The sequence below is a fragment of the Curtobacterium sp. Csp2 genome, from assembly GCF_013347165.1.
This window is the reverse complement of the sequence record NZ_CP054593.1, coordinates 3,516,076-3,528,665: the sequence shown is the minus strand read 5'-3', so window position 1 is coordinate 3,528,665 and position 12,590 is coordinate 3,516,076. Positions and strand designations below refer to the sequence as shown.

11 protein-coding genes are annotated in these 12,590 nt (G+C 73.6%); 4 read left to right on the top strand and 7 right to left on the bottom strand.

Features of this window, described 5'->3' with window-relative positions; all coding sequences use genetic code 11:
• The 4 genes from HUN59_RS17090 to HUN59_RS17075 form a co-directional block, all read left to right on the top strand.
• On the top strand, positions 1-632 hold a 632-nt coding region (locus tag HUN59_RS17090; protein WP_254629924.1), incomplete at its 5' end, for a thiamine pyrophosphate-dependent dehydrogenase E1 component subunit alpha.
• Positions 633-721: 89 nt separating this feature from the next.
• Positions 722-1,681, top strand: coding sequence for an alpha-ketoacid dehydrogenase subunit beta (locus tag HUN59_RS17085; RefSeq protein WP_058741898.1), 960 nt, complete (start codon positions 722-724; stop codon positions 1,679-1,681).
• A 32-nt stretch (positions 1,682-1,713) separates the two neighbouring features.
• Positions 1,714-3,297, top strand: coding sequence for a dihydrolipoamide acetyltransferase family protein (locus HUN59_RS17080; RefSeq protein ID WP_174779055.1), 1,584 nt, complete (start codon positions 1,714-1,716; stop codon positions 3,295-3,297).
• A 91-nt stretch (positions 3,298-3,388) separates the two neighbouring features.
• Positions 3,389-3,961 (top strand): GNAT family N-acetyltransferase, encoded by a 573-nt coding sequence (locus HUN59_RS17075; RefSeq protein WP_174779054.1) that lies wholly within the window; start codon positions 3,389-3,391, stop codon positions 3,959-3,961.
• 48 nt (positions 3,962-4,009) lie between these two features.
• On the opposite strand, the gene HUN59_RS17070 is transcribed toward HUN59_RS17075, so the two are convergent.
• The 7 genes from HUN59_RS17070 to HUN59_RS17040 all read right to left on the bottom strand — a co-directional run bounded on the left by HUN59_RS17070 (position 4,010) and on the right by HUN59_RS17040 (position 12,501).
• Positions 4,010-4,645 carry an ABC transporter ATP-binding protein gene (locus HUN59_RS17070; RefSeq protein WP_174779053.1) on the bottom strand — a complete coding sequence of 212 codons (636 nt, stop codon included), beginning with the start codon at positions 4,643-4,645 and terminating at the stop codon, positions 4,010-4,012.
• Positions 4,642-6,666: a hypothetical protein gene (locus tag HUN59_RS17065; protein ID WP_174779052.1), complete on the bottom strand. Its 2,025-nt coding sequence runs from the start codon at positions 6,664-6,666 to the stop codon at positions 4,642-4,644. Before HUN59_RS17065 ends, HUN59_RS17070 begins: the two co-directional genes overlap by 4 nt.
• 62 nt (positions 6,667-6,728) lie before the next feature.
• A complete protein-coding gene (locus HUN59_RS17060) occupies positions 6,729-7,121 on the bottom strand; it encodes a lactococcin 972 family bacteriocin (RefSeq protein WP_174779051.1) in 393 nt (130 codons plus the stop codon).
• A 99-nt stretch (positions 7,122-7,220) separates the two neighbouring features.
• Positions 7,221-8,540 carry an alpha/beta hydrolase gene (locus HUN59_RS17055; protein WP_174779050.1) on the bottom strand — a complete coding sequence of 440 codons (1,320 nt, stop codon included), beginning with the start codon at positions 8,538-8,540 and terminating at the stop codon, positions 7,221-7,223.
• Positions 8,537-10,585, bottom strand: coding sequence for a bifunctional lysylphosphatidylglycerol flippase/synthetase MprF (locus tag HUN59_RS17050; protein ID WP_174779049.1), 2,049 nt, complete (start codon positions 10,583-10,585; stop codon positions 8,537-8,539). The genes HUN59_RS17055 and HUN59_RS17050 overlap by 4 nt, the downstream gene beginning before the upstream one ends.
• A 79-nt stretch (positions 10,586-10,664) precedes the next feature.
• Positions 10,665-11,882, bottom strand: coding sequence for a sensor histidine kinase (locus tag HUN59_RS17045; RefSeq protein ID WP_174779048.1), 1,218 nt, complete (start codon positions 11,880-11,882; stop codon positions 10,665-10,667).
• Positions 11,875-12,501, bottom strand: a complete 627-nt coding sequence (locus HUN59_RS17040) for a response regulator (protein ID WP_206609173.1) — start codon at positions 12,499-12,501, stop codon at positions 11,875-11,877. Before HUN59_RS17040 ends, HUN59_RS17045 begins: the two co-directional genes overlap by 8 nt.
• Positions 12,502-12,590 lie beyond the last annotated feature (89 nt).

Here is a 12,590-nt window from a genome sequence, read left to right as displayed (position 1 = left end):
ATGTCGACTCGTGCTCGATCGTCTACTTCGGCGACGGTGCGACCAGCCAGGGCGACGTCAACGAGGCCTACGTCTTCGCGGCCTCGACGAAGGCCCCCGTGGTCTTCTTCCTGCAGAACAACCACTGGGCGATCTCCGTCCCGGTGACCACGCAGTCGCCGAGCCCGCTCGTCGACCGCCCCCGCGGCTTCGGCATCCCGAGCGTCCGGGTCGACGGCAACGACGTCCTCGCCTCGTACACGGCGTCCGTCGTCGCGACCGACCACGCCCGCAGCGGGCAGGGTCCCGCCTTCGTCGAGGCCGACACGTACCGCATCGGTGCGCACACGAGCTCCGACGACCCGAGCCGCTACCGCGAGGACGACGAGCTGGCCGAGTGGGTCCGCCGCGACCCGATCAGCCGGTCGGCCGCCTACCTCCGCAGCCTCGGCGTCACCGACGCGCAGCTCGCCGTGTTCGACGAGGAGGGCGAGGACATCGCCGCCGACGTCCGACGCCGCACGGTCGCCCTGGCCCCGCCGTCGATCGACGTCATGTTCCAGAACGTGTACCGCGAGCCGCATCCGACGGTCGCCGACCAGCAGGCCTGGCTCGAACGCTACGAGGCCGGTTACGAAGGGGGCTCCCACTGATGAGCACCACCGAGCAGCTCTTCGACTACACGCTCCGCGCCCACCCCGGCGCCGGCGAGGTCCCGAGCGACCCCACCCCGAACCTGCCGATGGCGAAGGCGCTCAACGCCGGGCTCGCCGCGGCGATGCAGGCGGACGACAAGGTCCTGCTGATGGGCGAGGACATCGGCCAGCTCGGCGGCGTCTTCCGCATCACCGAGGGCCTGCAGGAGCGGTTCGGCGCCGAGCGCGTCCGGGACACCCCGCTCGCGGAGTCCGGCATCATCGGCACCGCGATCGGGCTCGCCCTGCGCGGCTACCGCCCGGTCGTCGAGATCCAGTTCGACGGCTTCGTCTGGCCGGGGTTCGACCAGATCACCTCACAGCTCGCGAAGATGCAGAACCGACTGCCGGCGCACATGTCGCTGCCGGTCGTCATCCGCATCCCCTACGGCGGGCACATCGGCGCCGTGGAGCACCACCAGGAGTCCCCGGAGGCGTACTTCGCGCACACCGCGGGCCTCCGCGTGGTGAGCCCGAGCACGCCGAACGACGCGTACTGGATGATCCAGGAGGCCATCGCGTCGAAGGACCCGGTGATCTTCCTCGAGCCGAAGTCCCGCTACTGGCCGAAGGGCGAGGTCGACCTGATCGGCGGCCACGTCCCGATGCACACGACGCGCGTCGCCCGCACGGGCAGCGAGGTCACCCTCGTCGGCCACGGCGCGATGGTGGCGACGCTCATGCAGGCCGCCGAGCTCGCCGAGTCCGAGGGCACGAGCTGCGAGGTCATCGACCTCCGCTCGATCTCGCCGATCGACTGGGAGCCGCTCTTCGCCTCGGTGCGGAAGACCGGCCGCCTCGTCATCGCGCAAGAGGCGTCCGGCTTCGTCAGCGTCGGCAGCGAGATCGCCGCGACCGTCGCCGAGCACTGCTTCTACACGATGCAGGCGCCGCCGCTGCGGGTGTCCGGCTTCGACGTGCCGTTCCCGGTCTCGAAGCTCGAACACCTGCACCTGCCCGACGCCGACCGGGTCCTCGAAGCCGTCGACCGCGCACTCGCGTACTGACCAGAACCGTCCTGACCGTCGAAGGAGCCGTAGTGGCCACCGCCGAATTCCCCCTGCCCGACGTGGGCGAAGGCCTGACCGAGGCCGAGATCGTGCAGTGGCGCGTGGCGATCGGGGACGAGATCGCCGTGGACCAGGTCCTCGTCGAGATCGAGACCGCGAAGTCCCTCGTCGAGCTCCCGTCGCCGTTCGCCGGCACCGTCACCGGACTGCTCGTGTCCGAGGGTGACACGGTCGAGGTCGGTAAGCCGATCATCCGGGTCGAGTCCGACGCGTCGGTCGCCTCCGGTGCACCCACCGGTGTCCAGCCGGGAGGCACGGCGCCGGTCGCCGACAGCGTCCCGACCTCGCCCGTGGTCGCGTCCACCCCGGCGCCCGCGCCCGCCGCACAGGCCCCCGCCGCACAGGCTCCCGCTGCACAGACCCCGCCCGCGGCTCCGGCCGCATCTGCTCCCGCCGCGGCCGCGCCGGCGGCGCGCCACGCCGCGGCGACCCCCGAGGTCGCCGACCACGCCACGGTCGTCGGCTCCGACGAGTCCTCCGGGGCCGTCCTCGTCGGCTACGGCTCGGCCACCACGTCCCCGTCGCGTCGCAAGCCGGGTGCCCGCCGGGCCGCAGCCCTCGCGGCCGAGGCGAGCCGTGCCTCCAGTGCGGACGCGCAGGCGGCTGCCGAGGCCGCGTCGGACCCGGGTGAGGACTCGACGGCGCAGGCCGTCGCCGCCCAGGGCACGCGCCCGCGCAAGGCCCTCGCCGCCGTGAACGTCCTCGCGAAGCCGCCGATCCGCAAGCTCGCGAAGGACCTCGACGTCGAGCTGACCGAGGTCGTGCCCACCGGGCTCGCCGGCGAGGTCACGCGCGACGACGTCATCCGGCACGCGAAACAGGCCGGCGTCTTCCGGAACATCGAGACGCCCGAGTGGGGCGACGTCCGCCGCGAGACGATCCCGGTGAAGGGCGTCCGCAAGGCGATCGCGACCGCGATGACGACGTCGAAGTTCACGGCGCCGCACGTCTCGCTGTTCGTCGACGTCGACGCCACCCGCACCATGGAGTTCGTCAAGCGCCTGAAGGCGTCGCCGACGTTCGCCGGCGTGAAGGTCTCGCCGCTCCTCGTCTTCGCGAAGGCCGTGATCTGGGCCGTCCGCCGCAACCGTTCGGTGAACTCGACCTGGACCGACCAGGAGATCATCGTCCACCACTTCGTGAACCTCGGCATCGCCGCGGCGACCCCGCGCGGGCTCATCGTGCCGAACATCAAGGACGCGCAGGACATGTCCCTGTTCGAGCTCGCCCAGGCGCTCGAGGAGCTGACCCTGACGGCCCGCGACGGCAAGACCACGCCGAAGCAGATGGCCGACGGCACCGTGACGATCACCAACATCGGGGTGTTCGGCATGGACACCGGGACGCCGATCCTCAACCCGGGCGAGGTCGCGATCGTGGCGATGGGCACGATCAAGCCGAAGCCGTGGGTCGTCGACGGCGAGGTCCGCGCGCGGATGGTGACCACGATCGGCGCCTCGTTCGACCACCGCGTGGTGGACGGCGACGTGGCCTCGCGCTTCGTGGCCGACATCGCGTCGATCATCGAGGAGCCGGCGCTCCTGCTCGACTGAGCGCCTGCGGCTTCCCGCACGCCGGGGCCGGATCACGCGGACGTCGCGTGGTGTTCACCGCGTTGTCGGTGGCGCGGGCGATGATCGGTGCATGGCCCACCAGCTCCTGACCCCGGCGCAGGAGATCCGGACGGATCGCCTGGTGCTGACGCCGCTCACCCCGGCGGACATCGACGACGTGCACGCGCTGTTCTCCGACGCGCGCACGTGGACCCACCTGCCGACGGCGCGGCACACGACCCGCGCGTCCACGATCGACATGGTGCAGCGGAAGATCGGTGGTCGCGCGCGGCACGGGCTCGGCTCGTGGGCCGTCCGGACGACCGACGGCGCGTTCGTCGGTGTCGGTGGCGTCGACATGACCGCCGGCCAGGTGTGGAACCTGGGCTACCGGCTCGCGCCCGAGTCCTGGGGGCACGGCTACGCGAAGGAGATCGCCCGAGCGGCCCTCGACGCGGCGGCCCGGGTCGACGCCCACGTCCCGGTGACGGGTCGGGTCCTCACGAACAACCCGGCGTCCGCGGCGGTGCTGCGGGCGGCGGGACTCGCGCTCGTGTGGCAGGGCAGCTCGGCCGAGCCGCTGCCGGACGGGGTGGAGCGCCAGGTGTGGGCCGACCGGGCACTCACGGACGACCAGTTCGCCTGGCTCGTGCGCAACGCCTGACGCGTGCGTCGGGGTTCGGCACCTGTCGCCCGTCCCCTGCGCGTCGGGTCAGCCCGCGGTCGTCAGGGTCAGGCTCCTGTCTGCCCAGCCGCTGACCGCATCGGAGTGGGTGGCGACCACGATCGCAGCGCCGGCCGCAGCCATCGCCTCCAGGTGCGTGAGCACGACTTCGGCGTTCGTGTCGTCGAGCGCGCTCGTCGGCTCGTCGGCGAGCACGATGCGGGGCTGCTTCACGAGCAGTCGCGCGAGTGCGACGCGCTGTTGTTCCCCGCCGCTCAGCTCGTGAGCACGGTCCGGACCGCGGCCGTCCAGGCCGACGCTCCGGAGTGCGGCGGTGACCGACGGCGCCGTACCGACCCGGTGCCGTGGACCGGGGAGCGCCAGCTCGATGTTCGCCGTCACGGACAGGTCGGGAACCAGCCCGAAGTCCTGGAACAGGTACCCGAGCAGGTCCCGCCGGATGTGGCGTGCGCGCCTGGCATTCCCCCGGGCGGTGCGACCGTCGACGATGATGCGGCCAGCGTCGAGCGTGTCGAGGTGGCCGATGCAGTCGAGCAGGGTCGACTTGCCCGAACCGCTCGTCCCGCGGAGGGCGAGGACCTCCCCTGGGTCGACGCGGAAGGACAACCCGTGCCACAACAGCCGACCGCCGCGGCGCTTCGACGTGTCCTGGACCTCGATCATCGCGCTCCTGCTCCTCGCTCCCGGACGACGGTCCGGGCCGTTGAGCCGACGACGACCGCTCCGACGGCGGCCAGGGTGACGACGACCGCGGCAGCGAGCAGCGCCGCGGGCTCCGCCGCGCGGGCGACCGGGTCCAGCCCGGAGTGCAACCCGCTCCCGTCCGGACGTCGGCCGACCCAGGTGTCGACGACGGCGACGACTCCGCAGGCCACGAGGACGAACTCGACCGCGAACAGCCCGAGGTCCGCGCGGAGCCCGGACACCCCGGCCGTGGCGAGCACGAAGCGCCGTCGGCCGGAACGCCGTCGGTGTGCCGCAGTGGCGAGGACCGGGAGCGACACCGCGACGGCGAGGCCGCTCACCACCGCTGCCGTCCCGACGCCGACGGCGAGGCGGGCGTGTCGTGCCTCCTCGGCAGCGGCCTGCCCGACGTCCACGACGGCACTGAACTCGCGTCCGATCCCCGCGCGGGTGATGCTGCGCTCGGCGTCTGCCCGGGTGCGGAAGACGACGTCGCCGCTCGACAGCCACGACCCGAGCTGATCCGGTGTGAAGGCTCGGGCCGGGTCGGGCACGACGACCAGCGCGGCGTCGTCCAGCCACGTCGGGCTCGTTGCGTCGCCCGGGTAGGTGTACAGCGGACCGTCCGCCAGCCGGACGGCTGACAGGTGCACGCCCGGATCTGCGGCGTTCCGCAGGTCCCAGTCGCGGAGCGCCCGGACGAGTTCGGCCCCGTCGAGGTCCGTGCCGTCCGGGAGCCACTTCGACGGTCGGGTGCTGCCGGGCGACACACGCGAGCCGTCGGAGGCACGGACGTCCCTGAGGCGGAGGTACCCGTCGTCCACGAACAGCACCGGGACGGTCGAGCGCGCGCCACCGACCGGCACCTCGACCGGCGCGGCGAGGATCGCGCCGCCGTCCACGAGTGCGGACGCCGCGAAGTCCCCGATGCGGTCCCAGTACTCCTGCGTGTCGACCGGGCGTGGGTCCGGCGTGACCCAGAGCTGCACGCTCGCACCGGCGGCACGGAGGTCGCGGTCCGTCGAACCCGACCGCGCCACCGCGGTCGCGCCGACGAGGTCGAACACCGCGGCGACGAGCAGGAGCACCGCCGGGAACCGCGCAACCTGGGCGAGTGCGACGAGCGGGGCGGTCGGGCGCGCACCGCGGACCCCCGCCGCCATCGGCACGCGGAGCGCGGCCAGGACGCCGACGCCGTGCGCCGCGATGACGGGGAGGAGGAGCACGGCGGCGATCGCCGTGACCGCCAGCACGAACGGGCCCACGTCCGCGAGGCGGTTGTACCACCAGAGCGCGGCGGCTCCCGTCGGGACAGCGACCCCGATCAGGGGGAGCAGCGCTCGCACGACGGAGCATTCGCCGAGCAGCACCGCGCCGCTGCTCCGGCCGAACGCCTGCTGCACCGCGTACCGCCGCGGGGCTCCCACGGTCCCGACCAGGCACAGGACGACCGCGCCGTTGACCACGAGCCCCACGAGCCCGAGCGTCCCGTCGAGCCGGTCGCTCATGCCGAGCCGCCGTGCGAGCGGGATCGCGTCGGACGACGCCTCGTACCCGACGCTGCGCAGCGCGTCGACCGTCGCACTCCGGGCGCGGTCGGTCCCGTCGAGCTCGTAGCTCCCGGTGGGGTCGAACTCGACCAGCGCCGCCATCGGTTCGACGCGCGTGGACATGCCGCGGGAGAAGTCCGGGTAGCCGGCGCGGAGCCAGGTCGCGCCACGCGTCCCAGGTGCCCCGGTCGTGAGTGCCGCCCGACGGTCGACGGGCGAGGTACGGTCGGCGACGAAGCGGACGATGGTCACGTGTTCGGTCCGGGCGACCCGCTCGAGTGCCGCGGCGACGCGCTCGTTGGATCCCGTCGCGGCTCCTGCGCTGGCCGTCACCGTCCCCGTGCTGCCGACCGCGCCGGACTCCGCGACCTGGAGCAGGCCGACGAAGCCGAGCACGACCGCGAGGACGGCCGGCACGACGTACGCGAGCAGCAGTATCCGGTGCGACACGTGCGTTCCCCTCGATCCCCGAACAGGGCGGGCGCCGCCGGGGTGCCCACCCTGCCTGCGTGTCAGCAGTTGTGGTAGTACGCCTGGTTGCCGCTCCCGGCCTTCGGGGTCGCTGCGTACGCGTACCGGCCGCCCGGCACGTTCGTCACGCGCTTGGTCTTCTTCCCCACCGCCGTCGCGCCGTGACAGCTCCGTTCGCGGAAGGAGTTCGACCAGACGTCGCCGCCGCTCACGCCGTACTGCCAGAACGCGCCGTCGCCGCCGCGGGCAGTCCCGCCGACGCCCGTCGTCCTCGAGACCGTGGTTGTGTCCGCGGTGGGCAGGACGACACCGCCGGCGTCAGGACCGGACCCGAGTCGCTCGAGCGGCGCGGCCGTCGCCGTCGCGGCGGTGCCGGCCACCAGGCCGACGGTCAGCGCGAGGCCGACCAGCGTGTGCGTGTGTGTTCGGTTCATCGTTCCCCCTTCGTGGTGTGCCCGGAACGGGCATGACCACGATGGCGGGGACCAGGACTGATGTCCAGCCTTCTGGCGTGTTGTATGTCGGTGGCTTCGCTACTCGGCGAACAGCGCGTCGCAGAACGGCGTCACGTCCGTCCGGAACGCCCACTGCACGGTGTTCCAGTCGTGCCCGCTCCCCGGCGCGCTCGACACCGACACCCGGGCCCCGGCTGCCGTCGCAGCAGCGCCGAGCTGCCGCGCGTTCGCCGTGAACTCCCCGTCCACCGCCCCCGCGACGAGCCACACGCTGTGCCCGGCGAGCCCGTTCTTCCGCATCAGGGCGATCGGCGCCGCGGCCTGCCACCGCGCGATCGAGCCGCCGAAGGCTTCGTCGGCGCTGTGCCGCGGGCTCTGGTCGATCGGCTGCAGCTCGCTCGAGACGGCGAGGGCAGCGCCGAAGTCACCCGGGTGCCCGGACAGGAACTGCATGGTGCAGGTCGCCCCCTGCGAGAACCCGGTCAGCCCCCAGGCCTTTCGGTCGGTCGTCGCCGGGGTGTTCGCGAGGATCCACGCGGGGACGTCCTGCGTGACGTAGGTGTCGACGTTCCCGAGCCGGGAGTCGACGCACATCGTGTTGAGCCCCGGGGAGGAGAGCTGGTCGACCGACACGACGATGGGCGCTCGACCGCCGTGGGCCCGGGCGTACTCGTCGAGGGGCGTGGCGAGCTGTCCGGCGGTGAACAGGTCGCTCGGGGCGCCCGGCTGCCCGGAGAACGCGATCACGACCGGGAGTGGCTGCGGGTCCGGGACGAGCGCCGCCGGCGGCAGGTACATCGCCGCCGGCCGGGGGTGGAAGCCGGAGCGCGTGCCCGGGATGTCCGCGGAGACGATCTGCCCGGACGCGGGCATCGCCGGGGTGGCGGAGGCAGTGGCCGTCGGGCCACCGGGCGTCGGCTGTGCAGTCGGCCGTGCGCCCGCGTGGTAGGTCGGGTACGGGTCGCTCTGCACGACGGTGCCGAGCGTCGGGTACTTCGCGAACTCGACGTTGATCCCGAGCGCGGGCACGACGAGCGCCGCGGGGACGAGCACGATCGCGAGGGCTCGTCGCCACCCGCCGCCGTGCACGATCCCGGTGACGGCCAGCGCGAGAGCGGCGCCGGCGAAGGCGCTCCACATCTGCGTGACCGGGCTCAGCGCGACGCCGAACAGGTCGACGACCGAGGTCGTGAACCAGCACGCCACGAGCACCAGTCCGGCGCCGGCGAGGGCGATCCCTGCTCGCCAGGCCACCCGTCGCCAGGCCGCGCGGTCACGCCACCGCCGGACCGCCGGCAGCAGCACCACGAGGGCGAGGACGACGAAGGCCGTGTCGATCGGGACGAGCTTGTTCGGCGCCTGCAGCGGCGTCGCGAGCAGCCACTCGGTCGGGCTCACCGGCTGCCCGCGCCGACGGGTGCCGGCGCGACGGGCTCGGCGGTGGCGGTGTGCGCCTGCCGGAGGGCCCACAGGTGCTTCGGGCGGAGTCCCGGCACGTACGCGCTCGTCAGGGCCCGGGCCACCCGGGGTGCCTGGAACGCACTCGGCACGACCAGCCAGAGCGGCTCGTGTCGGGCGCCGAACTTCTCCTTGAACCGCTGCAGGGACCGGAAGCCGTACACCGGCTCGAGCACCCGGGCGAGCAGCGCGGACCCGCGGGCGACCCAGGAGCCGGCGTCGGTGTGCGGCGCGAGCGGCGTGCCGGACAGGCTGATGGTGGTCAGACCGGCCTCGCGGGCACGCAGGGCCGTGCGGGCGATGAGGAACTCCATGACGCCGGGCATCCCGTCCTCGCCGCGGCGCATCACGTCGAGCGTGTAGCCGGTCAGGGTGCCGTGTTCGTGCACGGGCAGCCAGCTGGTCACGGCGGTGACGCGGTCGTCGGCGGTGACGGCGAGCAGGAGCCGCACGTCGGGGTCGTCGAGCTCGCGGAAGCCGCCGAGCGTGAAGCCCATCTCCGGCAGCCGACGGTCGGCCGCCCAGCGGGTGCAGATCGCCTCGACCTGGGCGCGCATCGCCGGGTCGAGCGCGGCCAGGGTGGTCCACTCGTCGCGCAGGCCCTCGCGGTCGGCGCGGTTCGACGCCGTCCGGAGGTCCTGCCGCTTCTTGCCGCGCAGGTCGAACGTCGTCACGTCGAGCACCGACTCGACACCGACCGGGAACGACGCCCAGCCCTCGGCGGCGAGGATCGTGCGGACGGACTCGTGGACGCTCGTGAACGCGGGGGTCCACCCGTTCCGCTCGCAGGCCCGGGCGAAGGCGGTGACGACCTCGGCGCGGTCACGGGCGGCGCAGGCGGGGTCGGACACCGTCAGGGCGACGTCGCCGTGCACGCGGTAGGCCACCGCGCCCAGCCCGTCGGGGTGGGTCCAGGTGGCGTTGCCGGTCCACGTCCCCATGTGGCCGAGGGTACCGGCGTCCCCGTCGCGGAGCATCTCCCGGTAGCCCGTGTCGCCGAGGGTCGCCGCGGCGAAGCGAGCCCGGACGAGTCGGCCGCGCAGGAGCACGACGGCCAGCAGCACGGCGGCGGGCACGGCCCAGGCGCCGAGCAGCGTCACCTGCCACTCGACCTCGTCCATCGTCAGGCCCCGCCACTGCACGAAGCCCTCGCTCATCGGTTCGATGAGGAACACGTCGGCGAGCACGGCGGTCAGCACGACGAGCAGCCCGGCGGCCAGGACGACACCGGTCCGACGGCCGCGGTGGACGAGCCAGGCGGCGGCGAGGAGCAGGATGCCGACCAGGACGGTCGCCCGGTCGCTCATCGCGTCCGCGAACGGCGAGAGCACGCCGTCCGGCTGCGGCACGACGAGGGTCACGAGCGTGCCGGCACCGAGCGACGCGAGCGTCGCGACGACGACCGAACGGGGCTGGACGGCGGGACGGGCGGCGGTCCGCGGGCGCTCCGGGGCCGGCCGGGAGGCACGGCGCGCCACGATCGCGCCGGCTGCGGTCCCGAACAGGGTCGCCAGGGCACGCGCGGTGTCAGACCCGTGCCCGGCGAACAGCACGAGCGTCAGGACGACCGTCCAGAGGACGGCCCGGATCCGGCGACGACGGCCGACGGGCATCGTCGCGGAGGCGGCGCCGACGAGGGCCGTCGCGACCATCGAGGGGGCGAAGAGCGGCTGGCCCGCCGCGGTCTCGGCGTGCGCCTCGCCCATGGCGGCACCGACCGTGACGGCGAGGAGGGTCGTCCCGGCGGCGGCCAGGGGAGCGAGCACGCCGATGGCCACCGTGCGGAGCGACCCGAGCGTGCGCTCCGCGAGCAGGGTGGCGAGCACGACGACCACGAGGGCGGCCCAGGCGACGGGCGGGTGGTGCGGGAAGTCCGGCTCGGCGTGCGCGATGCGTGCGGTGACGACGAGGACGACGGAGGCCACGGCGACCGCGGTCGAGACCGGGTGCCGGCGGAGTGCTGCGACGAGGGTGTTGGGTGCCACGGTGTCATCACAGCCGAGGTGTCGTCACTCCGGCATCGGGCGGTGGCGTGAACCCGGGTGGCCGATCGGCCATCGCCGGTCACCCGCGCGGTGGTGCTCCGACCGCGACCTCCGGCGGGACGTGCTCGACGGGCAGGCGCAGGTGCAGCGCGAAGCCGTCCCCCGGCTGCGGCCCGGACTCGAGCCGACCGCCGAGCAGCGACGCGCGTTCACCCAGCCCGATGAGCCCGAGACCGGACCCGGGGAGCTCGAGTCGCTCGGCACGCGCCGGCCCGTTCACGACGTCGACGAGCACCTGCTCGTGGTGCAGCCGGCCGCTGATCCGGACGCTCGCCCCCGGCGCGTGCTTCCGGACGTTCGTCAGGCCCTCCTGCACGAAGCGGTAGACGGCGCGCTGCACCGGCTGCGACAGGGTGTCCGGCAGGTCGACCGCGACCGAGGTCTCCAGGCCGCTCGCCGCGATGAGCCGGTCGAGGTCGCCGAGCAGGGGCTGCGGTGCCATCTCGCGGTCGGTACCGCCGGACGCGCGGAGCACCTGCACCATCTCGCGGAGCTCCTGCAGGGTCACGACGCAGAGCTGCCGGATCGTCCGTGCGAACTCGCGCTCCCGGTCGTCGCGTCCGGCCATCTGCATCCCGCCGGCCTGCACCGCTATGAGCGTGACCTGGTGCGAGACGACGTCGTGCATCTCGCGGGCCAGGAGCGCCCGCTCGCGGGACAGCGCGATCTCGGCGCCCCGACGACGTTCCTCGGCGCGGGACGCCCGGAGTTCGGCGATGCGGTCGACGAGCACCGCCCGGGTGCGGACGAGCATGCCGATCGCGAGCGGTCCGAGGGCGAAGATGAGCGCGTAGACGGTGGACACGACGATCTCGTCGAGCTGCTGCGGGGGACCGACGACGAAGCCGCTGAACCCGACGAACTGCACGACCGCGGCGAGGAGCATCAGCCACCGTCGACTCGTGCGCTCGCCGAGGGTGAAGAGGGCGATGCTCGCCGCGACGACCCCGGAGCCGATGAAGAGCCCGGGCATCGTGAGCGCGAAGGTCAGCACGGGGAAGCGTCGGCGGAGCACCAGCGCCCCGGCGGCGACCAGGGACAGCGTGATCTCCGTCGTCGTGGCTCCCGACAGGTCGAGCACCGCGTCGACGACCGCAGCCGCCAGGAACACGGCGTCGACCACCCACCACGGCGCCTTCCGGGTGCGCGCCCTGCGCAGGCCGGCGTCGACGAGTCCCTCGAGCCTCCCGTCCAGACCCGACAGCGCAGCCCGGACCCGCCCGGCGGTCTCAGCCATCCAGCAGTCCGGCCTCGGCCGCGCGGAGCGCGAGCTGGACGCGCGTGGTGACGCCGAAGGCGGCGAGCAGGGCGCGCACGTCCTCCTTCACGGTGCCGGTGCTGACGCCGATGCGCTGGCCGATCTCGGGGTTGCTCGCGCCCTCGGCGACGAGTCGCACGACGGCGTGCTCACGGTCGGACAGCTCCGGCGGGACGGCGCTCCGGCGGAGCGCGAACAGGCGGGTGCGGTCGACGCCGGGGGCGAGCACGATGCCCCCGCGGGCCAGCGCCCGGACGTACTCGGCGAGCGACTCGGGGTCGGTGTCCTTGAGGAGGAAGCCGGCCGCACCGGCGTCCATCGCCTCGGCGACGACCTGCGTGTCGGTGTCGAACGTCGTGAGCATCGCGACGGCCGGCGGTTCGGGCAGCTCGCGCAGCTGGGCGAGGACCTGCAGCCCGTTGACCCGGGGCATCCGCACGTCGAGCAGGACCACGTCGGGTCGGTGCCGCCGCACGGTCTCCACCGCGTCCACGTCCCCGCTCGTGGCGAGCACCTCGATGTCCGCCGCGGCGCCGAGGATGAGCTCGAAGCCGTAGCGGACGAGCGTCTCGTCGTCGACGATCACCACCGTGGTCACGGGCGTCATCTTGTCACGACGTTGGCGAACACCGATCGAATCGCTACTGTGAGGCCCACTGGTCATGTCCGCGCATGACCACCTGGACG